This is a genomic window from Leisingera sp. S232, from assembly GCF_049800895.1.
Lineage (GTDB): Bacteria > Pseudomonadota > Alphaproteobacteria > Rhodobacterales > Rhodobacteraceae > Leisingera.
This window is the reverse complement of sequence record NZ_JBNAFX010000026.1, coordinates 1-20,783: the sequence shown is the minus strand read 5'-3', so window position 1 is coordinate 20,783 and position 20,783 is coordinate 1. Positions and strand designations below refer to the sequence as shown.

At 60.3% G+C, this 20,783-nt stretch carries 21 protein-coding genes; 9 read left to right on the top strand and 12 right to left on the bottom strand.

Annotated elements, in window-relative coordinates; translation table 11 throughout:
* Nucleotides 1–158: 158 nt before the first annotated feature.
* Nucleotides 159–848 carry a ribulose-phosphate 3-epimerase gene (gene rpe / locus ACP151_RS15055; protein ID WP_424979727.1) on the bottom strand — a complete coding sequence of 230 codons (690 nt, stop codon included), beginning with the start codon at nucleotides 846–848 and terminating at the stop codon, nucleotides 159–161.
* 215 nt (nucleotides 849–1,063) lie between these two features.
* On the opposite strand from rpe, the gene phnC reads away from it, so the two are divergent.
* From phnC to ACP151_RS15035, 4 genes are all read left to right on the top strand, one after another.
* Nucleotides 1,064–1,882 carry a phosphonate ABC transporter ATP-binding protein gene (gene phnC, locus ACP151_RS15050; RefSeq protein WP_424979726.1) on the top strand — a complete coding sequence of 273 codons (819 nt, stop codon included), beginning with the start codon at nucleotides 1,064–1,066 and terminating at the stop codon, nucleotides 1,880–1,882.
* 276 nt (nucleotides 1,883–2,158) lie between these two features.
* Nucleotides 2,159–2,335, top strand: a complete 177-nt coding sequence (locus ACP151_RS15045; protein ID WP_424979725.1) for a hypothetical protein — start codon at nucleotides 2,159–2,161, stop codon at nucleotides 2,333–2,335.
* Nucleotides 2,336–2,349: 14 nt separating this feature from the next.
* Nucleotides 2,350–2,634, top strand: a complete 285-nt coding sequence (locus ACP151_RS15040; protein ID WP_424979724.1) for a hypothetical protein — start codon at nucleotides 2,350–2,352, stop codon at nucleotides 2,632–2,634.
* Nucleotides 2,635–3,116: 482 nt separating this feature from the next.
* Nucleotides 3,117–3,245 (top strand): hypothetical protein, encoded by a 129-nt coding sequence (locus ACP151_RS15035; protein ID WP_424979723.1) that lies wholly within the window; start codon nucleotides 3,117–3,119, stop codon nucleotides 3,243–3,245.
* Between the two features lie 201 nt (nucleotides 3,246–3,446).
* On the opposite strand, the gene ACP151_RS15030 is transcribed toward ACP151_RS15035, so the two are convergent.
* On the bottom strand, nucleotides 3,447–4,517 hold the full coding sequence (locus ACP151_RS15030) for an Mrp/NBP35 family ATP-binding protein (protein ID WP_424979772.1): 1,071 nt from the start codon (nucleotides 4,515–4,517) through the stop codon (nucleotides 3,447–3,449).
* Nucleotides 4,518–4,752: 235 nt separating this feature from the next.
* Nucleotides 4,753–5,781 (bottom strand): type I glyceraldehyde-3-phosphate dehydrogenase, encoded by a 1,029-nt coding sequence (gene gap / locus ACP151_RS15025; protein WP_424979722.1) that lies wholly within the window; start codon nucleotides 5,779–5,781, stop codon nucleotides 4,753–4,755.
* Between the two features lie 143 nt (nucleotides 5,782–5,924).
* Here gap and ACP151_RS15020 point away from each other — a divergent pair, with 143 nt between their 5' ends.
* Together ACP151_RS15020 and ACP151_RS15015 are read left to right on the top strand one after the other, a co-directional pair.
* Nucleotides 5,925–6,929, top strand: coding sequence for a LacI family DNA-binding transcriptional regulator (locus ACP151_RS15020; protein WP_424979721.1), 1,005 nt, complete (start codon nucleotides 5,925–5,927; stop codon nucleotides 6,927–6,929).
* 138 nt (nucleotides 6,930–7,067) lie between these two features.
* Entirely contained in the window at nucleotides 7,068–7,283 is a 216-nt protein-coding gene (locus ACP151_RS15015) for a hypothetical protein (RefSeq protein ID WP_424979720.1), read from the top strand.
* Nucleotides 7,284–7,355: 72 nt separating this feature from the next.
* Here ACP151_RS15015 and ACP151_RS15010 read toward each other — a convergent pair whose 3' ends face one another.
* The 7 genes from ACP151_RS15010 to ACP151_RS14980 form a co-directional block, all read right to left on the bottom strand.
* Nucleotides 7,356–8,501 carry an iron-containing alcohol dehydrogenase gene (locus tag ACP151_RS15010; RefSeq protein WP_424979719.1) on the bottom strand — a complete coding sequence of 382 codons (1,146 nt, stop codon included), beginning with the start codon at nucleotides 8,499–8,501 and terminating at the stop codon, nucleotides 7,356–7,358.
* Nucleotides 8,502–8,606: 105 nt separating this feature from the next.
* Complete coding sequence (locus ACP151_RS15005) at nucleotides 8,607–9,989, bottom strand: aldehyde dehydrogenase family protein (protein ID WP_424979718.1); 1,383 nt, start codon at nucleotides 9,987–9,989, stop codon at nucleotides 8,607–8,609.
* Nucleotides 9,990–10,081: 92 nt separating this feature from the next.
* Nucleotides 10,082–11,434: a glutamine synthetase family protein gene (locus ACP151_RS15000; RefSeq protein ID WP_424979717.1), complete on the bottom strand. Its 1,353-nt coding sequence runs from the start codon at nucleotides 11,432–11,434 to the stop codon at nucleotides 10,082–10,084.
* 115 nt (nucleotides 11,435–11,549) lie between these two features.
* Nucleotides 11,550–12,584 (bottom strand): TRAP transporter substrate-binding protein, encoded by a 1,035-nt coding sequence (locus ACP151_RS14995; RefSeq protein WP_424979716.1) that lies wholly within the window; start codon nucleotides 12,582–12,584, stop codon nucleotides 11,550–11,552.
* A gap of 52 nt (nucleotides 12,585–12,636) precedes the next feature.
* The gene (locus ACP151_RS14990) at nucleotides 12,637–14,139 is read right to left on the bottom strand and encodes a TRAP transporter large permease (RefSeq protein ID WP_424979715.1); all 1,503 of its coding nucleotides are present in this window, start codon (nucleotides 14,137–14,139) and stop codon (nucleotides 12,637–12,639) included.
* The gene (locus tag ACP151_RS14985) at nucleotides 14,139–14,735 is read right to left on the bottom strand and encodes a TRAP transporter small permease subunit (RefSeq protein ID WP_424979714.1); all 597 of its coding nucleotides are present in this window, start codon (nucleotides 14,733–14,735) and stop codon (nucleotides 14,139–14,141) included. Before ACP151_RS14985 ends, ACP151_RS14990 begins: the two co-directional genes overlap by 1 nt.
* Entirely contained in the window at nucleotides 14,728–15,513 is a 786-nt protein-coding gene (locus tag ACP151_RS14980) for an N-formylglutamate amidohydrolase (RefSeq protein WP_424979713.1), read from the bottom strand. Before ACP151_RS14980 ends, ACP151_RS14985 begins: the two co-directional genes overlap by 8 nt.
* 151 nt (nucleotides 15,514–15,664) lie before the next feature.
* On the opposite strand from ACP151_RS14980, the gene ACP151_RS14975 reads away from it, so the two are divergent.
* Both ACP151_RS14975 and ACP151_RS14970 read left to right on the top strand, forming a co-directional pair.
* Nucleotides 15,665–16,537, top strand: coding sequence for a MurR/RpiR family transcriptional regulator (locus ACP151_RS14975; protein ID WP_424979712.1), 873 nt, complete (start codon nucleotides 15,665–15,667; stop codon nucleotides 16,535–16,537).
* A 107-nt stretch (nucleotides 16,538–16,644) separates the two neighbouring features.
* Entirely contained in the window at nucleotides 16,645–16,995 is a 351-nt protein-coding gene (locus ACP151_RS14970; protein WP_424979711.1) for a hypothetical protein, read from the top strand.
* 79 nt (nucleotides 16,996–17,074) lie between these two features.
* On the opposite strand, the gene ACP151_RS14965 is transcribed toward ACP151_RS14970, so the two are convergent.
* Both ACP151_RS14965 and ACP151_RS14960 read right to left on the bottom strand, forming a co-directional pair.
* Nucleotides 17,075–18,349 (bottom strand): aspartate aminotransferase family protein, encoded by a 1,275-nt coding sequence (locus ACP151_RS14965; RefSeq protein WP_424979710.1) that lies wholly within the window; start codon nucleotides 18,347–18,349, stop codon nucleotides 17,075–17,077.
* A gap of 492 nt (nucleotides 18,350–18,841) precedes the next feature.
* On the bottom strand, nucleotides 18,842–19,450 hold the full coding sequence (locus tag ACP151_RS14960) for a dimethylsulfonioproprionate lyase family protein (protein WP_424979708.1): 609 nt from the start codon (nucleotides 19,448–19,450) through the stop codon (nucleotides 18,842–18,844).
* 351 nt (nucleotides 19,451–19,801) lie between these two features.
* Here ACP151_RS14960 and ACP151_RS14955 point away from each other — a divergent pair, with 351 nt between their 5' ends.
* A complete protein-coding gene (locus ACP151_RS14955; protein ID WP_424979707.1) occupies nucleotides 19,802–20,185 on the top strand; it encodes a carboxymuconolactone decarboxylase family protein in 384 nt (127 codons plus the stop codon).
* Nucleotides 20,186–20,783 lie beyond the last annotated feature (598 nt).

Below are 20,783 nucleotides of genomic sequence, written 5' to 3'. Positions count from 1 at the left end.
CCGTCGAGGGCCGTCAGCGCGCAGCCCGGGCCATGCCGGGCTCATCCGCAGAACATTGGCGGTATCACGTAACAGCGCCGCGCGGAACGCGCGGCGCACGGCCCAACAAGAGCGGTGCATCTTTGATGCGCCCGGCGATTGGCGGGAGTACCTGCGTTTCAGGCCCAGGAGCCTTCGGTCGCGGCGCGGATCTTGCGGATGTTCTCGCCGTAGACTTCCGGATTGCTGACCGAGCCGCCTTTGAACACAGCCGAACCGGCCACCAGCACATCGGCGCCGGCCTCGGCCACCAAGGGCGCCGTTGCGGGGTCAACGCCGCCGTCGATTTCGATATGGATCGGACGGTCACCGATCATCGCGCGCAGGCGGCGGATCTTGGCGGTCATGTCGATGAATTTCTGGCCGCCGAACCCTGGGTTCACGGTCATCACGCAGACCAGATCGGTCAGGTCCAGCAGATGCTCAACCGCCTCGGCCGGGGTGCCGGGGTTCAGTGCGACACCTGCTTTCATGCCTGCCCCGCGGATCGCTTGCAGGGTGCGGTGGATGTGCGAACCGGCTTCGACATGGGCGGTCAGCACATCCGCGCCAGCATCGGCGTAAGCGTCGATATAGGGATCAACCGGCGCGATCATCAGGTGTACATCCATCACCGTTTTCACATGCGGGCGAAACGCCTTTACCGCCTGCGGGCCAAAGGTGAGGTTCGGCACAAAATGCCCGTCCATCACATCCACATGCACCCAGTCGGCGCCCTGGGCTTCAATCGCCTGGATTTCCTGGCCGAAGTTGGCGAAATCGGCGGAAAGGATCGAGGGGGCAATCTTGATCTTGCGGTCAAAGGACATCTGGCAGCTTCCTTTTGCAAAGGGAAAGGGGGAGTCGCAGGCCGTATAGACTGTCCGGCCGGTTGTGGACAGAGGCAGATTGCGCCGCAGACATGTTTCCTCGGCACTCGGGATTACAGGGTGCGCCGGGCTGCGTTACAAAACTTTCACAGCAGTGACACATGAGCTTTGCGCCGGGCCGGTAGGTGGTTCCCTAACGGCAAAGGAGCGCTCCGGTGCTGCGCATTGACAAACTGACCAAACGGTTTGGTGGCAAGATCGCGGTGGATGCCGCCACGCTGGATATCGACAAACCCTGCATGATCGGTGTCATCGGCCGCTCCGGCGCGGGAAAATCCACCCTGCTGCGGTTGCTGAACCGGCTGGAATACGCAAGTGAGGGGCGCATTCTGTTCAGAGACCGCGAGATCACCGGGCTGAAGGGCAGGGACAAACGGGCCTGGCAAACTGAATGCGCGATGATTGTCCAGCAGTTCAACCTGGTACCGCGCATGGATGTGGTTTCAAATGTGCTGCATGGCACGCCGAACCGCCGCAGCGCGATGGCGACGCTGTTCAACCTGCACCCGGTGGCAGATACCCGCAAGGCCATCGGCATCCTGGACCGGCTGAGCATTGGCGAACATGCGGCCCGGCGGGCCGGAGCGCTGTCTCGTGGTCAGCAGCAGCGGGTCGCGATTGCTCGGGCGCTGATGCAGGAGCCGAAGATCATTCTGGCGGATGAGCCGATTGCCTCTCTGGACCCGATGAACGCCCGGGCCGTGATGGAAGCGCTACGCCGCATCCATGAGGAGGACGGGCGCACCGTCATCGCCAACATGCACAGGCTGGACACAGTGCGCCGCTATTGCGACCGGGTTGTCGGCATGCGTGACGGCCGCATCGTGTTTGACGGTCTGCCGGAACATCTGACGACCGGCGTGGCGCGCGAAATCTATGGTGCCGGAGACGAAGTCTCTGGGTACTTCTTCCCAACCGAGATCAATATGCTGGCAAAAACGGGCGCCCTGCGCACCGCTCTTCCCGCCGAATAGCGCTTGAATTGTCCTTACCAGCCCCAGAGGGCTCTCTTGGGGGAGGATCAACCGGAGAGAAATGAGAAGAAAGGCTGATTGCTGCCGAATTGGCATCCTGGGCGGCGAAACTGCACAGGACTGTCTGGCCAGCGACGACTGCCTTGCAGAATTGACTGAAGCGAAACGTGACGTATCAGCCACGAATAGTTGCACCAACTGACTGCAGCGGGGTATCCAAAGGACGTTTGGCGGGACGACCGATTTGGCAGGCACGGGCCTACTTCCTGCACAACCATGTATATTGCAGATACAGAAGCGGTTTCCTCGAATTTGGCGAAGGTCAACAATGGTGGCCTGATTGGCTGCTGCTCCAATGGTTTTGCCCGCCAAGATAGCGGCGTGACTTTCTTGGTAGATCGTAAAGAGCAAGTTCTTAGGGTGGCGGCCCGAACACCATTTCAGGCCATCTGACCCCCTTTGCGGCGATGGCTTCTCAGGTCAAAACCGCCATGGGAACAGGCGATTGCCTTGGTGAAGCGAAATTCACTGGCGGTCATGAGCTTACAATCGTTGCTGGCAAAAACGGCGTCCTACTTGGTGGCGCGACCTGTGCTGATGGTCAGGGCAAACGGGAAGATGGACGCAATTGCGGGGCACTGTGCAAAGCCGAGGATGCAGGCTTGGCAGCTATGGGCGATCCAGCTGAAATCTGGCGATCAGAACGGATCCCGGTCACCCGCGGCGCCAGTATTTCGATTGTCAATGTGTGAGCGAAAGCTGAAGGCGCAATACTTTCCAAAGGAACCACTGGGCTTGCGCTCTGCTGGGGCAGCAGGGGGACGCGCCGGGCTGGCAGGGCAGATGAAGGCAGCGTGTCTCAGCTGCTTTGGGCCAGTTGCAAAACAAGGACGGGAAAACAGGGCCCGGTTACGGGCAGAAGCACCGTTCATCTACACAGATCGCACCATCTTCGGCAGCCGTTTCAGCGCCCATAAAGATTGGTGCTGACGGCCAGGTCGCAAGCTTGGTGATTGGCGACGGCAGCTATTGCAGTCGGACCTGCGGCATTGTCTGAGCGGAAATCGTCAGCATTGCCAATACCCCCTGCTGTGTGTCGATCATTGGGTCGGTTCAGGGGATAGAAAAGGCATCGCGGCAACAATTCCCCTAGCGTATCGCAAGTAACTGGGACGATGTCGAAGTTGATGCAGGCTGCTTGCCCGCCGGGTTGGGGCGATCGCGCATTTCGGCCATGACATTTGGCTTGGCTCCTGGCGCGATGGCCAAGCCTGAGGGCGCGGTTGGGCATGACGCCCTGCAGGCTGCCCTGCCGGATGATCGTGGTCCGCGGGCCGAGGCGGTCCCGCAGCAGTATTCCTGATCCGAGGGGGAGGGCTCCCGCCTGCTCCCTTGTATTCGAAGAATACAAGTCACAGTTGGGCGTGGCGCCGCTGCGCGGCGTTGGTGGGGTGGAGACGTTTGAAGGATGAACCCGCCCTTCAAACGCCTTTCAATTCTCAGCCGGCCCGTAGCTGTCCTGTGGGGGATCGGTGCTTCTCAGCCCTTTTGAGGTCACGCGGGGTCATGCTGCGCCCGCGTCAACCAGTTGGGTTGCAATGTCCAGGAACACCTTGGCCTGGGCGCTGCCGGGCTGGGCTGCTGCGATCGGGGTGCCATTGTCCCCGGCAAGGCGCACTTCCAGATGCAGGGGCACTTCGCCCAGCAGTGGCACCCCCAGTTTCTGAGCTTCCTGCGCCACGCCGCCATGGCCGAACAGATGTTCCTCGTGGCCGCAGTTGGAGCATATGTGGGTCGACATGTTCTCGATCATGCCCAGCACCGGCACGTTCATCTTGCGGAACATGTCGATGCCCTTGCGCGCGTCGATCAATGCCACATCCTGCGGGGTAGAGACCACGATGGCGCCGTCCACATGGGTTTTCTGCGCCAGGGTCATCTGCACGTCACCGGTGCCCGGCGGCAGATCGACAATCAGCACATCCAGCTCGCCCCACTGCACCTGCAGCAGCATCTGCTGCAGTGCGCCCATCAGCATCGGGCCGCGCCAGATTACTGCCTGGTCCTCGCCGGTCATCAGCCCCATCGACATCATGGTGACACCATGGTTGCGCAGCGGCAGGATGGTTTTGCCATCCGGGCTGGCAGGTCGGCCGCTCACCCCCAGCATTTTGGGCTGAGAAGGGCCATAGACGTCAGCATCCAGCAAGCCGACTTTGCGCCCCTGCATCGCCAGGGCGCAGGCAAGATTGGCCGAGACGGTGGATTTGCCGACGCCCCCCTTGCCCGAGGCCACTGCCAGAATACGCGCCACGCCCGGAACCTTCTGCGGCGCCTGCTGTTGGGGCTGGGCTGCCTGCTTGGGCTTCAGATCCGGCGGCGCCTTCTCCGAATGGGCTGTCAGCATTGCAGAGACTTTCTCCACCCCCGGCAGCGCTGCCACGTCGGCATCGGCTTGATCACGCACCGGGCCATAGGCGTCAGACTTGCCGGGATCGATCTCCAGCACGAACCGGACGGTGCCGCCTTCGACTGTTACCGCGCGGGCAACACCCGCGCTCACAATGTCAGAGCCGCTGACGGGGTCGGTGATGTTCTTGAGCGCCTCAAGGACGGTTTCACGGGTGACGGTCACGCCGGTCTCCTGTTGCTGGTCATGTCTTGCACCTGTTCTGACCCAAATCAGCGGCTCATACCAGCCGTACAGGGGCCGGAGTTTGATTTCGCGCATTCTGGAGACAGCTTTTCTGCAGGCTGGCCTTGTTCAAGGTCAAAAGCCTGGCGGCAAACGCAACAGCGCCGCGCGTCTGCGCGGCGCCGGGCCCAACGGGAGGCGGCCCGAAAGGGTGGCGACGGGCGGGAGGGCCCGGTCAGCTGGCCAGTGCAACCTCTGTGGCTTTCATCACGGCGCCAATGCGGCGGCCGGTATCCACCATCCGGTTGGAGAAGCCCCATTCGTTGTCATACCAGCTGACAACGCGTACCAGCCCTTCGGCGGTGACGGATGTCTGGGCAGCGGCAAAGCAGCTTGAATGTGGGTCGTGGTTGAAATCGACAGAGACCAGCGGATCTTCCTCATAGGACAGAATGCCCTCCAGCCCGTTCCCGGCCGCCGTCTTGACCGCGTCATTGACAGCCTCAACCGTGGCGGTCTTCTGCGGCACAAAGCTCAGATCCACCACTGAGACATTGGCGGTGGGCACCCGGATGGCAGAGCCTTCCAGCCGGCCTTTCAGATGCGGCAGCACTTCGGAGATGGCCCGTGCCGCTCCGGTGGATGTGGGGATCATCGACAGCGAAGCCGCGCGGGCGCGATAGAGATCCTTGTGGCTGGTGTCATGAGTGGGCTGATCGCCGGTATAGGCGTGGATGGTGGTCATGTAGCCGGTCTTGATGCCGAAGGTCTCGTCCAGAACCTTGGCCAGCGGCGCCAGGCAGTTGGTGGTGCAGGAGGCATTGGAAACGATGACGTCGCCTGCCGTCAGGTCCATGTGATTGACGCCAAAAACCACTGTGCGGTCTGCGTCCTTGCCAGGGGCCGAGATCAGCACCCGCTTGGCGCCGTTTTCCAAATGCCGCGCCGCCGCGCTGCGGGTGGTGAACAGGCCGGTACATTCATAGGCGATGTCCACATCCTGCCAGGGCAGGTCCTCAGGGTTGCGGATTGCGGTCAGCCGGATGCTGTGATGTCCGACGCGGATCTCATCATCGGCCAGAAATACCGGCGTTTTCAACCGCCCGTGCACGCTGTCGTATTTCAGCAGATGCACCAGGGTTTCCGGGGGCGACAGGTCGTTGATGGCGACCACTTCGATATCTTTGGCGTCGCTTTCCAGCAGGGCCCGCAGCACCCCGCGCCCGATACGTCCGAATCCGTTGATTGCAATCTTCAGGGTCATCTCTGATCTCCGGCTGTGGCTCCGGCAAATATCCGGTAGCGATAACGGTTGCGATACCGATATCGATAACGAAATGAAAAATCAACCCGCTTGCAGGCAGAGCGGCTCTTGCGGCGCCCGGCGATCTGCAGGAGCATGGGAGCATGACGAAGAAACTGCTGCTGAAAGATGTCGCCAAACTGGCCGGCGTCAGCGAAATGACCGCTTCCCGCGCATTGCGCGGCGCCCCGGATGTGTCCGAAAAAACCAAGGCAAAGATCGAGGGCATCGCCCTCAAGCATGGCTATGTGCCGAACCGGATTGCCGGGTCGTTGTCGTCGCAGTCGGTCAACCTTGTAGCGGTGGTGGTGCCATCTCTGAGCAGTTTTGTCTTCCCGGAAGTTCTCTCGGGCGTTTCAGCGGTGCTGCGGGACAGCCCGTTGAAGCCGGTCGTCGGGGTCTCTGGCTATGACCTGGATGAAGAAGAAAGCGTCATCCGCGAAATGCTCAGCTGGCGGCCTTCGGGGCTGATTGCGGCCGGGCTGGAACACACGGACGCAACCCGGCGGATGCTGCAGCAAGCCGATTGCCCGGTGGTCGAAGTAATGGATGTCGATGGTGATCCTGTGCGCCACTGCGTCGGCATCTCGCATTTGCAGGCCGGCCGCGGTATGGCAAAGCAGATCCTGTCCCGCGGATACCGCAAGATCGGCTTCATCGGCACCAAGATGCCGCAGGACTTTCGCGCCAGAAAACGCTTTCACGGCTTTACGGATGGGCTGGCGGCGCAGGGCGTCACACTTGGAGACATTGAGCATTACTCCGGCGAAAGCGCGATCCAGACCGGCCGTCAGCTGACAGCACAGATGCTGGCACGCAGCCCGGAGATTGACTGCATCTACTATTCCAGTGACGTCATGAGCGTGGGCGGGCTGATGCATTGCCTGGCTGCGGGTCTCTCGGTGCCGGGTGATATTGCGCTGGCAGGTTTTAATAATCTGCAGATCCTGAAAGGGCTGCCGCAGCTTCTGGCGACCACAGATGCCTGCCGCCACGAAATCGGCGCGCGCGCGGCACAGATCATTCTAAAGTCGCGGGAACCGGGCGGTGTCGAGGGGCTGGTGTTCGATCGCCTGACACCGGCCATCAGTCTGGGCGAGACACTGTAATCTGCAGCCGCTGATTGGGGCAGCACCTGTCATCGCCAGCGCAGGGCAGGAAAGATCAGTTTTCAGTGGCTTTGCAAGGCGCCATGGGGCAGCCTGTAGACAGCCAGTCCTGTCAAGCCAGCCGGAGAAGGAGCCCCGATGCCCCAGTACAATGACATGTTTGAACTGTCCGTCGCAGATATGGAATTGATCGAAACCGCTCTTCAGACCGCCATAGATACATTGTCGGAAAGCCATCCTGCAGCAGGCAGCAATGAGGAAGACACGCTGCGCCGCGTTCATGAGCTTTTGGGGCGGTTGCACAATCAGAAGATATTCTATTACCCCAAGGACGAGGTATACGTCAGCGGCTGAGCCTGCCCCAATTTCAAAAAAAACGCTCCCCGCTGAGCGGAGAGCGTGGAAACCTGGCGGTGCAGCCTGAGTTTACAAGGCTGCCTTGAACAGCCCCGTGAGGTTTTCCTCGGTCAGCTCAATGGGATTGCCGCCGCAGGAAGGGTCGATGACAGCCCCTTTGACAAGGTCGGGGATTGCCGCTTGCGTCACACCCAGGTCGGACAGTTTGCGCGGGATGCCCAGGCTGTCGTTCAGGTTCTGGACAAAACTGCGGAAACCGTCAAATCCGCCTTCTATGCCCAGATAGGCCGCAGCCGTATCGAAACGGTCCGCAATTGCCGGGGCGTTGAACTCCAGAACAGCTGGCATGCAGACGGCGTTGGTGGTGCCGTGGTGGGTGTTGAAATGGGCGCCAATCGGGTGGCTCATCGCGTGAATGGCGCCAAGCCCTTTCATAAAGGCGGTGGCGCCCATGGCGGCGGCGGACATCATCTGGGCGCGGGCTTCGATATCGGTGCCGTCGGCATAGGCGCGCGGCAAGTAATCCTTGACCAGCCGCATGCCCTCCAGCGCGATCCCCTGGGACATCGGATGGTAGTGCGGGCTGCTGAAAGCCTCGACACAATGGGCAAAGGCATCAAGCCCGGTGCCTGCGGTGATGAATTTGGGCATGCCAACGGTCAGCTCGGGATCGCAGATCACCACTGAGGGTAGCACCTTGGGATGGAAGATGATCTTCTTTTGATGGGTGACGCTGTCGGTGATCACGCTGGCGCGACCGACTTCGGAACCGGTGCCCGCGGTGGTCGGCACGGCCACAATCGGGGCAATTGCATCGCTGTCTGCGCGGGTCCACCAGTCGCCAATGTCTTCAAAGTCCCAGACGGGCCGGGTCTGACCGGACATAAAGGCAACCATCTTGCCCAGATCCAGACCGGAGCCGCCGCCAAAGGCGATCACCCCGTCATGGCCGCCTGCCTTATAGGCGGCAACGCCGGCGTCCAGATTTTTCTCATTCGGGTTCGGGTCGACCTCGGAAAACATGCCGCGCCCCAGACCTGCGGCTTCCATGATGTCCAAGGTGCCTTGAGTGACCGGCAAATCGGCCAGTCCCTTGTCGGTGACCAGGAGTGGCTTCTTGATACCGACTGCAGCACAGGCGGCGGCCAGTTCATTGATCCGGCCAGCGCCGAATTTGATTGCGGTCGGGTAGGACCAGTTTCCAGTGAGAGACATAAGGGTATTCCTGTGTTGATCCTGGTTGCCCCCGGGGAGGGGGCTCTGCCCCCGCTTGCCAGGCTGGCAAGCCCCCCGGAGTATTTCCGGAAAGATGAAAACCGGTCAGCCGGTGTGTTTTTTCAGATGATAGCTCTTCGGTCGGGTCAGATTGTGATACCCGATGACCGACAGGCCGCCGCCGCGCCCGGTGTCCTTGCAGCCGGTCCAGCACAGGCCCGGATCCAGATAGTCGGCGCGGTTCATGAAGACAGTGCCGATTTCGATCCGGTCGCCCACGGCCTGCGCCCGCGCAACGTCGCGTGTCCAGAGCGAGGCCGTGAGGCCGAAGTCGCTGTCATTCATCAGCCGGATGGCGTCCTCATCCGAGGTGACCTTCATGATACCAACGACGGGGCCAAAACTTTCCTCGCGCATCACCCGCATATCGTGGGTGACATTGGTCAGGATCTGCGGCGTGAGGTAAGCGCCGCCGTCATCCTCCGGAAAGGTCCCGATATGGGCCACGGCGCCCGCCTCAACCGCCTCGGCGATCTGGCGGCGCACTTCATTGGCAAAGCGTACATTGGCCATCGGGCCAATGGTGGTTTCTGCATCCAGGGGGCTGCCCAGCCTGTAGCTTTCGACGATGGCAATGGCTTTTTCCAGAAAGGCGTCAAACAGGCTCTCATGCACATAGATCCGCTCGATGCCGCAGCAGCACTGACCGGAGTTGAACATGGCGCCGTCAATCAGCGTGTCGACCGCCGCGTCCAGATCGGCGTCTTCCATCACATAGCCCGGATCCTTGCCGCCCAGTTCGGTGCCGACCCCGGTAAAGGTGCCCGCCGCCGCCCGCTCCATCGCCTGACCGCCGCCCACTGAACCGGTGAAGTTCACAAAGTTGAACGCCTTGTGGGCAATCAGTTCCGAAGTGGTGTCGTGATCCAAAAAGACATTCTGGAACACATCCACCGGCACGCCTGCGGAATGGAAGGCCTGTGCCATCCGCTCTCCCACCAGCAAAGTTTGGGTCGCATGCTTCAGCACCACGGTATTGCCGGCAATCAGCGCAGGCGCCACGGTGTTGATGGCAGTCATATAAGGGTAGTTCCAGGGCGCCACCACAAAGACCACGCCATGCGGAACACGCTTGATGTAGCGTTTAAATGTGGCGTCCTCGCCAACCTCGATATCCGCCAGCGACTCTGCCGCGATCTTCGCCATATGGCCTGCGCGCTCATTGAAGCCGCCGAACTCGCCGCCATAGCGTATTGGTCGGCCCATCATATGTGCCAGTTCCGGCACGATCTCATCGTTCATTGCACCGACGGCTGCCACACCCGCCATGACCAGCTCAATACGCTCCTGCAGCGGTCGTGCCGCCCAGGGGCCTTGCGCGGACCGGGCCCGCTCTGCTGCTGCAAAGGCGTCCGCGCGCGACAGCACCGCGCGCTCTGCAAAGACCGATCCGTCAACCGGTGAGATGCACTTCAATACCTGGCCCATTGCCATTCACTCCATTCAGCAAGGGCCGTGCCCTCTTCATCTTTCTGAAAATACTCCGGGGGTCCGGGGGCTGGCCCCCGGCGCTCTCCGGGTTATGCCCGCTCGAACCCGCGGGCAATCTCGTAGTCTGTAACCACCCGGTCGAAATCCTCGATCTCCACTTCCGCCGCGCGGACGTAGTGATCCACCACGTCATCGCCAAGGGCTCTGCGCAGCATCTCCGAGCCATTCAGCGCCGCCGCCGCATCACGCAGGGTGCCGGGGATCATGCCGGTGTCACCCTGATAGACATCGCCCCGGGTGGGCGCCTGCAGCTCCAGCCCTTCCTCAATGCCCGCAATACCGGCGGCCAGCATGCCCGCCATCGCCAGATAGGGGTTCATGTCAGAGCCCGGAATGCGGCATTCAACACGGATCGACTTGGTTCCATCCCCGCAGAGCCTGTAGCCCGCAGTGCGGTTGTCCACCGACCAGATGATCCTTGTGGGGGCAAAGGTCCCTTTCATGAAGCGCTTGTAGCTGTTGATGTAGGGGGCCATGAAGGCGGTGTAGTCGGGAGCGTATTTCAGCAGGCCGGCCATATAGCCTTTCATCAGGTCAGACATGCCCAGCGCGTCGCTCGCGTCATAGAACGCAGGCTTTCCGTCCTGCCAAAGCGACTGATGCACATGGCTGGAGGAGCCCACTTTTTCGTGACTCCACTTTGGCAGAAAGGTCACGGCGTGGCCTTGCTGATGTGCGATTTCCTTCACCGCGTGTTTGGCAATGGTGTGATACTCCGCCGTGTCCATTGCTGCCGCGTATTTGATGTTCAGCTCCTCTTGGCCGGTCTCCGCCTCGCCTTTGGAGTTCTCGATCGGCAGCCCCGCATCCCACAAGTGGTTGCGGATCGGGCGCATCACATGCTCCTCGCGGGAGGTCTGCAGGATGCTGTAATCCTCGTTATAGCCAGAGATCGGCGCCAGATCGCGGAAATCTGAGCGGCGGATTTCATCAAAGCTTTTCTCGAACAGGAAAAACTCAAGCTCGGTGGCGCACATCGCGTCATAGCCCATGGCTTTCAGCCGGTTTACCTGTTTTTTCAGGACCGCACGCGGTGAGTGGGGCACGTCTTCATGTGTGTGATGATCCAGCACATCGCACAGGACCATCACGGTGCCTTCCAGCCATGGCACCGGGCGCAGGGTGGCAAGATCCGGCTTCATCACATAGTCGCCATAGCCCTTTTCCCAGCTGGTCGAGGCGTAGCCGTCCGGCGTTGCCATCTCCAGATCGGTGGCCAGCAGGTAGTTGCAGCAATGGGTCTCTTCCCAGGCGCCGGCCACGAAATGCTTGGCATGGAACCGCTTGCCCATCAGGCGGCCCTGCATGTCCACAAGGCAGACCAGAACGGTGTCAACGGTGCCATCGGCAACCTGGTCCTTTAAAGTGTCGAAGGAGAGCATAAGCGGCCCTTTGTCTGTTGCGCGCAAAACTTTTCCTCAAAAGTTCTGGCAAAATCCTTGGGTAAGGAGCTTGGCCTGCTCTGCTGCGGGCCAAACTCCATGTTTAACTGATCTTTTAGCCGTAACGGTACGGGCGTCCGGCCTTTTGCATGTCAGCGTTATACTTCTTGAAGATCTCGACAACCTTTGCTTTGGTTTCGGACTCGGCGGCGATTTCATCCCAGAATTTGACCGCCGCGTCTTCCACTTGCGCCCATTCTGCGTCGGGAATGGTGGTCAACTCCATTTTGGGGCCGTTGACACGCAGGCTTGCCTCGCCGCCCCAGTACCACCACTGGCGGTAGTAATGCGACTGGTCGCAGCAAACCCGGAACAGGGTCTGCAGGTCTTCGGGCAGTTCGTTCCAGCGACCCTGGTTGGCAAAGAAAGAGCCGGCCCAGGCGCCGGAGATGTTGTTGGTCAGGAAGTAGTTGGTCACATCGGCCCAGCCGACGGTGTAGTCTTCGGTAATGCCGGACCAGGCAATGCCGTCCAGCTCGCCGGTTTGTACCGCGACTTCAATGTCCTCCCAGGGCAGGGTGACCGGCACCACCCCGAACTGCGCAAGGAAACGGCCCGCGGTCGGGAAGGTGAAGACACGTTTGCCTTTCAGATCCTCCAGCGAGCGGATCGGATCCTTGGTGGCGAAATGGCAGGGGTCCCAGGCGCCGGCAGAGATATGCTTGACGCCGACCTTGGAGTATTCCGCGTCCCAGATCTCGTTCAGCCCGTACTGGTTGAACAGCACCGGAACGTCCAGCGAGTAGCGTGAACCGAATGGGAAGTAGCCGCCAAAAACGGTGACTTCGGTGGGCGACGCCATTGAGTCATCATCGGACTGCACCGCATCGATGGTGCCGCGCTGCATGGCGCGGAACAATTCCCCGGTCGGGACCAGCTGATCGGCAAAGAACAGCTCGATCTGCATGCGGTCGCCTGCAATCTGGTTGAACATGTCGATGGCGGGTTTCACAACATGTTCGGCCAGAGCGGCGCCTGCATAGGTCTGCATCCGCCATTTGATGGTGGATTGTGCCAGTGCCGGTGTGGCCAGCGGAGCCGCCATGGCACCGACGCCGGCGGACTGCAGAAACTTACGTCTTGTCGTCATTCTTCTCACTCCTTGTTGAAAATTCCGGCCCCTTGGCGGGACTCTTGCTTGGTTATTTTCCGTAGACATATTCCGGCAGCCACAGGGCGATCTGCGGGAATATCATGATCAGGGCGAGCGCCAGCACCATCACCATGGCAAAGGGGATGATCGAGACATAGATGTCCTTCAGCCCGATCTCGGGCGGCGCCATGGCGCGCATCAGGAACAGGTTATAGCCGAAAGGCGGCGTCATATAGGCGATCTGGGTGGTGATCGTATAAAGGACACCGTACCAGATCAGATCAAACCCAAGTACGCCCACCAGCGGCACATACAGCGGCGCCACGATCACCAGCATCGCGGTGTCATCCAGGAAAGTGCCCATCACGATGAAGCTCAGCTGCATCAGGATCAGGATCATCCAGGGCGACAGGCCCAGGCGAGAGGTGAACAGGTTCTCGATGGCTTTGACCGCGCCAAGACCGTCAAAGATGGCGCCAAAGGCAAGGGCGGCCAGGATGATCCACATGAACATGCAGGAGATGCCGAGGGTCGAGCGCACTGATGTCTCGAAAACGTCTTTGGTCATCCGCCCCTTCAGCACCGCGGCGACAAAGGCAGTCATGGCGCCGATGGCAGAGCTTTCCACCAGCGAGGTCCAGCCGTTCACAAACGGCACCATCATCGCGGCAAAGATCGCCAGCGGCAGCACACCTGAAAACAGCAGGCGGTACTTCTCCTTCATGAAGATGTCTTTGTAGAACATCGCGTTCTTGCGGGTCAGGAAAGACAACAGACCAAGCACCAGCGCCAGGCCAAGCGCGGGTTTGGCTTCCAGCATGCCGACCTTAATCAGCAGCGGCACCAGCGCCAATGCGCCCAGCACGATGTAGTTCAGCCGCAGCGGATGGTCGGTCACACGTTCGTATTCGGCCAGATCCTCGGGATGCATGGCGGGGCCAAGATCAGGCTGCATGCGGGCGCGCAAATAGATGTAGAGGATGAACATACTGGCCATCATGAGCCCCGGCACCACGCCGGCCAGCCACAATTGCCCCACCGGCTGGCGCGCGATCATCGCATAAAGCACCAGCACCACCGAAGGCGGCACCAGAATGCCAAGCGAGGACCCCGCCTGAATGGTGCCGGTCACCAGGATCTTGTCATAGCCGCGCCGCAAAAGCTCTGGCAGCGCGATGGTGGCACCAATGGCCATGCCGGCAACCGACAGGCCATTCATGGCTGAGATCAGAACCATCAGACCGATCGTGCCGATGGCAAGCCCGCCCTTCACCGGTCCCATCCACACGTGAAACATCCGGTACAGATCATCTGCGATCTTCGATTCCGACAGCACATAGCCCATGAATATGAACATCGGCAGTGTCAGCAGCGGATACCACTTCATCAGCTTCATGGCGGCAGAGAACGGGATCTCCACCCCGCCGGTGCCCCACAAGAGCATGCCCGCGACAGCGCCGACAAAGCCAATGGCACCAAATACCCGCTGGCCGGTCATCAGCATCAGCATCATGCCGGCAAACATCACGATGGCGATCCATTCGTAGGACATCAGATTTCCACTCCGCGCAAACGACCAATATCCCGGAATAATTCGGCAAGACACTGCAGCAGCATCAGAAAGACACCGAAGCAGAGGATGGTTTTGACCGGCCACAGAAATGGTCGCCAGGCGGTGGAACTGCGCTCAAGATAACCGAGCGTCTCAGCGGCGGCGGCGGGGCCTTCGCTCAGCAGTGTCTTCAGCAGATCCCAAAAGAACTGCACGGGTTCCAAGCCGAAATACCCCAGGGAATAGGCGGTAGAGCTCAGCGCGCCGTACATCAGGATCACAAGGTAGCTGATCAAGAACAGCACGGTGAAAGCATCCACCAGCGCTTTGGTTTTGGTTGACCAGGCGCCGTAAAACAGGTCCATCCGCACGTTTGATCCCATTTGGATCGAATAGGGACCACCCAGAATGTAATAGGCCACCATCACGAATTGCGCGGTCTCCAGTGTCCAGTGCGACGGGTCGAAAAACGTTTTGGAGACCGACGACCACAGCAGCACCCCGATGAGCGCAAAGATCAGATACATGGCAAAGCGGCCGATCACGCGATTCATCGCGTCAATGCCACGGACGTAGGCCCGGATCATACTAGGCATCCTGCCCCCTTTCTGCCGCCAGCGCGGCCAGGGCCGGGCGCAGCAATGTCAGCATTTCTTCTGCGATGGCTTCTTCTTCTTGCGGCGTTGCCACCAGATCATTGCGGATTTCGACCATTACATTGGCCAGCTGGTTGGCCAGCCCGTGAATTTTCAGCGAATGGGTTACGCCGTCGGCCGGCCCATAAGGTTTGTTGCGCTCGATCTGGCGGTGGGGCAGGGCGTCCGCTGCTGCCAGCACGGCATCTGCAAACCGTGTATCTTCGTCATGCAGGACGCCGATTTCCACCTCTCGCTCCTTGCCGAAAAAAACCGGCGTGAAGCTGTGCATGGTGACCAGAACAGTTTGCAGCCCCGCCTGCTTGCGGGCCGCAATGATATCCGACACAGCCTGGCAAAACGGGGCATAGACCGTGTCCACCCTTTCCTGCCGCGCAGCTGCATCCAGACCGAAATTGCCCGGCACCGCGACCAGTTCAGACCGGTCGGGCATGGCGCTGGCGACATGGGGCGGGCGGTTGCAGTCATAAACCAGCCGCGACACCCGGCTTGCCACCAGCGGCGCATCCAGCGCCTGGGACAGATGCAATGAAACAGCCCGTGCGCCAGGATCCCAGGCGGCATGGCTCAGCCGGTCTTCATCCCGCAGCCCCAGCCCGTTGTAACGCGCCGGAATGTGGCTGGAGGCATGCTCGCACAGCAAAAGAACGGAGCCGGCACCGTCACGGTTCACCACCTCCACTGCCTCCTTCCGAGCGTGAGAATCGCCCCTCTGCATATGTCGCCTCCCTGCGATTTGGAAAAATCTTTCCATGAAGAGAAATTTGTGTCAATATATTTTCATGACCGGTTTCGAACAGGGGTTTCTGAAACTTTCTTTTCAGAGCCGGACCGCGTAAAACTGATCTGTTCACTGCAGGGATGCTCCGTTGACCAAACCGCCAGCCACCGTCCGCGAATTGATCCGCGAGAGTTATTCGTCTCTGACGCAATCCGAACGCAAGCTCGCCAATCTGCTTCTGGAGAACTACCCCGCAGCCGGCCTGGCTTCGATTACCATCGTGGCCGGCAATGCAGATGTTTCGACCCCCACCGTGGCCCGGATGGTGCAGAAGCTTGGTTTCAAAGGCTATCCGCAGTTCCATCAGGCATTGCTCAAGGAGCTGGAGGCCAAGGTTTCCGGTCCAATCAAACGGCGCGACAACTGGGCGTCAGAGGCACCGGAAGGCCACCTGCTGAACAGATTCTCGCAGGCCGTTACCGACAACCTGCAGCAAACGTTTTCCAATATCGATTCCGCTCAGTTTGACGCCGCTGTGCATCAGCTCGCCAATACAGAGGGGCGTCTCTATGTGGTGGGCGGGCGGATTACCCGTGCTTTGGCGGACTATGCTTTTACCCACTTCCAGGCGATCCGGCAGCGGGTGACACATATGACCTCCTCTTCCGCGACATGGCCGCACTACGTGCTGGACATGGTCGAAGGCGACACGCTTTTGATGTTCGATGTGCGCCGCTATGAAACCAATCTGCAGAGGTTGGCGGAATTGGCGTCGGAACGCGGCGTGAAAATTGTCCTGATCACCGACCAATGGGCCAGCCCGATTGCCTCGGTTTCCGAACACACTTTCAATTGCTGGGTTGAAATCCCTTCGGCCTGGGACTCAAATATCTCTACCATGATGCTGCTGGAAGCAATGATTGCTGCAACCCAGGAAGAAAGCTGGGACAAGACCAAGGACCGCTACGACCGCTTGGATGAGCTGTTCGACATGACCCGCCTGTTCCGGAAGTTCACCTGATCAGGCTAAGGCGCTCATGTTTCCGCGCAACGACATCGACATCGACATCGTCTGCGGCTTGTGCCCTGCTGGGGGCAAACCGGTTTCATTTAGGCAGGAGTTTTCAAATGCGATATTCACAAATTCTGACCGCTGCTGCGGTGGTTGCCTTGGTTGCGGTTTCTGCCGAAGCCAACTCGCTCAGCCGCATTCTGGCCAAATCCGGGCTGACGCCGCAGGACACTGACATGATGCGTCAGGCAGAGCAGTCCTTGCTGGCTGAGGCCGGCGGAGGGGCTGGCAAACAGACCGCCTGGAACAATCCGGACAGCGGTGCTCATGGTGAAGTGCAGGTCAGCGGCAAGGAAGGAGACTGCCTGCTGCTGCAGCACAAAGCCTTTGTAAAAGACAGTCAGCAGCCAAAACAGCTACGCCGCAAATTCTGCCCTTCTGGCCAAGACTGGCTGCTGTCCAACTGATCCTGACGGCCGCACTGGCCTGACCAGTTTGCCCCAAATGGAACAGGCAGGCCGCTGGCCTGCCTTATCTGTTGGCAGCCTAGTCCAAAGCGGCGGCCGCCTTCCTGATCGCTGCCTCTGTCTGCTCCAAATCCTCTTCGGTCAGCGCAAGGCTTGGGTAGGTCTTGCCCGGTGATTTGAAGATGCCTTCTGCACGCAGCACCGCATTATAGCGTTTGGTGCGCGCCGCATTGCCGGCCTGGGTGTCCCGGTAGTCCCGCACTATTGCATCTGTGAACACAACTTCAAACAAGGCTGGCTCGCCAACAATCCGGAACGGCACGCCGGCCTCCTCCAATGCGGCGCTGGTCGCCTGCATCAGCCGCTGCCCAGAGGCGTTCAGCCGGTCATAGGTGTCTTCCCGGCGCAGCACTTCCAGGGTCTTGAGCCCGGCAGCTGCCGCTACCGGATTGCCCGACAGCGTACCCAGCTGCATCAGCCAGCCCTCGGCGCCCACCTCAGCCTTGTCGAAATGCCGCATGATATCGGCGCGTCCCACAATGGCCGCCAGCGGGAAGCCGCCGCCGATCACCTTGCCCAGCGTGGTCAGATCCGGCGTCACACCATATAATTTCTGGCCGCCGCCATAGGTGGAGCGGAACCCGGTCACCACTTCGTCAAAGATCAGCAGGCTGCCATGTTTCTGCGTTTCTTCACGCAGCAATTGCAGGAAACCCGGCAGCGGCGGCACGATACGCTGCAGCGGCTCAGCGATGATTGCTGCAATTTCATGCCCGTGCTCCGCCATCAGCTGCTTGATGAATTCAAAGTCATTGAATGGCGCGACCAGCACCTCAGCCGCAACCGACGGGGGGATGCCCGCGCTGTCCGGCACTGCCTGCGGGAAGTTCACCCGCACCGAAGGGGCCAGGCTCATCTGCGCTTCGGCCGACATGCCGTGATATCCGCCCTCGAATTTGACAATCTTGGTGCGGCCGGTGAAGGCCCGCGCCAGCCGGATCGCATACATGTCCGCCTCGCCGCCGCTGGAGACATATCGCAGCTGCTCGCCGCAGGGCACGGCGCGGCAGATTTCCTCGGCCAGCGCAATGCCGCGGGCGTTGCTGGCAAAGAAGGTCATGCCCCTTGGGAGCTGCTCCAGCACCGCCTCCATGACCTCCGGGTGGCCATGGCCCAGCATCATCGGGCCGGAACCGATCAGATAGTCGATGTACTCCCTGCCGTCTTCGTCCCACACGCGCGAGCCCTTGCCCTCGCGGATGACGATGCCGGGGTCAAAATTGCCAAAGCCGCCGGCGGGCAGCACTGCGCGGGCGCGGTCTATCCATTCAGCCTGAGAGAGGATCTTTTCCATATTTGCGGTTCCTGTTGGGGAGGTTTGCCTATTGGTGGGCGTATTTTGACCAAAAAGTCAAAAATTAGCCAGTCACAGCTGCGGGAGCACCCAGGGCCGGTGCAGCCCATCCGCATGCCCGGACCGTAGTTTTCTGGCAGAGCATTGCAGCCGTCACGGCGTCCGGCCCCGAGGGATCTGCTGATGGTAAATTTGCCCAACTTCGGCCCGCCCGCAGCCGGGCCGCGCCAGACAGGACAGGGCAGGTCAGGGAGATCAGGGAGATCAGGCCAGTCGCCCGGCATCACCAAATGCCGGCACTGGCACGCTGAGGTGTCCGCAATCAGAGATGCCACCAGCCCGCGCGCATCAACAGCGCCGCTGCCATGCCGCATCAGGTCGGCGACGTTGACGCCCCGCAGGTCTTGGTCGACCAACCCAGCCGCCGCCGCGTTAGGCAGGCTGGTCTGAAAAGATGCGGATGCAGGTGATTTCCATCGATCAGTTCCTGCCTCAGTCCGCGGACATTGCAGGATCATCCGCCAGTCCTTCGCCGCGCCAGAAGACAAAGCAGAGGATCGGATGCTCATGGGTGATCATCGCATGCGGCTGGTTTGCCCCGTGCATTCTGGTGTCACCCGGAACCAGTCGGCGGTCTTCATCGCCCTTGGCCATGAAATCGGCACTGCCGGAAAGAATGGCATACAGCTCCTCCGGCGCATGTTGGTGCCAGGGGTAGGTCAGATCCGGCCCCCAGTAGCCGATGGTCATCCGGGTCTGCAGAGAGTGAAAATGGCCGGTGGGGCCGACCAGCTCGAACCAGCCGTAGCGCTGCAAGAAGTCGTGGCCGACTTCCTCCTCGGTATAGGTGTGGCGCCATTCCGCATAAGGCGCCAGCGCCATGATGGCCTGCTGCAGCGCGTGGACTTCAGCCACTGCCGGGATACCATCGGCGGCAAAGCCCGGATCGGATTGCACCAAGGCCGCGCCGGGGATCTGGTTGCCTGCGCGATCGGCCCAGGTGATGTCATCGGGCCAGGGCTGGAATTCGGCCACGGCGGGCAGGGCGGCATGATAAGCTTTGGCGGCTGTCAGTGCTTGATCGAAAAGGGTCTTGCTCATGGGGCGGCCTCAATGTGTCCGAATGGGGATCTTTTCACGGAAAGCTTCCGGCCTCTGCGCTGGCTGCTCTAGCGGGAAAGCGGCATCCAGGCGCGGTTTCAGCGCATTGCTTTCAATTATGTCGGCGACCTGCTGCAGGGTGCCGGTCGGGCAGGTGGCGGCAGTCGCCCGACCCGCCAGACCCGCGCAGGCCAGGTTTTCGTGAACATATGGTACGTCAGCGGTGCAGAAACGTCTTTTGACGGCTAGGCTAAGCCCCGGTATGGCCGTGAAACCGCGCGGCAGGCTGTGCAAGGACCTGCAGGCCCAGACTGCCGCGATGAAATCGAATAGCTGACTGGAGAGGCTGAGATGAGCACATTTGATGAAGATCTGTTCCTGAAGGGGCTGGAGCAGAGGAAAGCAACCCTCGGTGCGGAGTATGTCGAGAAGAACCTGGCTGCAGCCGACGACTTCAGTCGACCGTTTCAGGACGCCATGACGGCCTGGTGCTGGGGCTTTGGCTGGGGCGATGAGGTGATCGATGCAAAGACACGCTCAATGATGAACCTCTCGATGATCGGAGCGCTGGGCAAGATGCATGAATGGGAACTGCACTGCCGTGGAGCCATCAACAACGGCGTCACCAAAGAGGAGATCCGCGCGATCATCCACGTGATCGGCATCTATTGCGGCGTGCCCCAGGCGCTGGAATGCTTTCGCGCTGCCCGCAAGGTCCTGGACGAGCAGGTCTGAGTTTTGGTTTGCAGTGGGTATATCCGCGCGATTTTTGGGTGTGTTTTCTTTTTGGGGTGTGGCCGGCCCCCTGCGGCAGGGCTTAACCTGTTGTTAAGATTATAGGTTTCGCTGCGAAACCGCGTTTAATTACGGTTGGCGGGCGGTTTTGGCGGCGGGTGTGCGGTGGATCTGTTGCGGCTTTTGCTCTGCTTCGGCGCATGCGGGTGGGTTTCTGAGGAGGATGCGGGGCGTTTGCGGGGGTTGATTCCTGTGTTTTGGGCTCTGGGTCTGTGGGTAAGTGTGTTTTGTTGTTGTTTGGGTGTTTTGAGTTTGGGGTTTGGGTGATTTTGGGATGTGTGGTGTGGTTTGGTTCCCTGGTTTCTTCATGGGTTAAGACATTGATATCGCGTCATTTTTGATTTTTCTTTGCGGATTTCTTGGATTTTGTTGATTTTGGGGTTGCGGGTATTGGGGGGTAACCGTAAAAGCCCCCTCACCGGCGGCGCTGAGGCGCAGCTGAGACACACCGGACGGGACGGCGGCGACGCGGGACGGGATGGGAAACGAGCCGGAGAGACGGTTGGACGCTCAGGAGAGACTGGGTCATTTTGGAGAT

Coding starts and splice junctions, on each gene's coding strand:
- gap (WP_424979722.1), bottom strand. CDS start 5,781: ATGACCCTGAAGATTGCAATCAACGGATTCGGACGTATCGGGCGCGGG.
- ACP151_RS15045 (WP_424979725.1), top strand. CDS start 2,159: ATGTATATTGCAGATACAGAAGCGGTTTCCTCGAATTTGGCGAAGGTC.
- ACP151_RS14995 (WP_424979716.1), bottom strand. CDS start 12,584: ATGACGACAAGACGTAAGTTTCTGCAGTCCGCCGGCGTCGGTGCCATG.
- ACP151_RS14970 (WP_424979711.1), top strand. CDS start 16,645: ATGCGATATTCACAAATTCTGACCGCTGCTGCGGTGGTTGCCTTGGTT.
- ACP151_RS15020 (WP_424979721.1), top strand. CDS start 5,925: ATGACGAAGAAACTGCTGCTGAAAGATGTCGCCAAACTGGCCGGCGTC.
- ACP151_RS14955 (WP_424979707.1), top strand. CDS start 19,802: ATGAGCACATTTGATGAAGATCTGTTCCTGAAGGGGCTGGAGCAGAGG.
- ACP151_RS14990 (WP_424979715.1), bottom strand. CDS start 14,139: ATGTCCTACGAATGGATCGCCATCGTGATGTTTGCCGGCATGATGCTG.
- ACP151_RS15000 (WP_424979717.1), bottom strand. CDS start 11,434: ATGCTCTCCTTCGACACTTTAAAGGACCAGGTTGCCGATGGCACCGTT.
- ACP151_RS15010 (WP_424979719.1), bottom strand. CDS start 8,501: ATGTCTCTCACTGGAAACTGGTCCTACCCGACCGCAATCAAATTCGGC.
- ACP151_RS15015 (WP_424979720.1), top strand. CDS start 7,068: ATGCCCCAGTACAATGACATGTTTGAACTGTCCGTCGCAGATATGGAA.
- ACP151_RS14985 (WP_424979714.1), bottom strand. CDS start 14,735: ATGCCTAGTATGATCCGGGCCTACGTCCGTGGCATTGACGCGATGAAT.
- ACP151_RS14965 (WP_424979710.1), bottom strand. CDS start 18,349: ATGGAAAAGATCCTCTCTCAGGCTGAATGGATAGACCGCGCCCGCGCA.
- ACP151_RS15040 (WP_424979724.1), top strand. CDS start 2,350: ATGGCTTCTCAGGTCAAAACCGCCATGGGAACAGGCGATTGCCTTGGT.
- ACP151_RS15005 (WP_424979718.1), bottom strand. CDS start 9,989: ATGGGCCAGGTATTGAAGTGCATCTCACCGGTTGACGGATCGGTCTTT.
- ACP151_RS14960 (WP_424979708.1), bottom strand. CDS start 19,450: ATGAGCAAGACCCTTTTCGATCAAGCACTGACAGCCGCCAAAGCTTAT.
- ACP151_RS14980 (WP_424979713.1), bottom strand. CDS start 15,513: ATGCAGAGGGGCGATTCTCACGCTCGGAAGGAGGCAGTGGAGGTGGTG.
- rpe (WP_424979727.1), bottom strand. CDS start 848: ATGTCCTTTGACCGCAAGATCAAGATTGCCCCCTCGATCCTTTCCGCC.
- ACP151_RS15035 (WP_424979723.1), top strand. CDS start 3,117: ATGACATTTGGCTTGGCTCCTGGCGCGATGGCCAAGCCTGAGGGCGCG.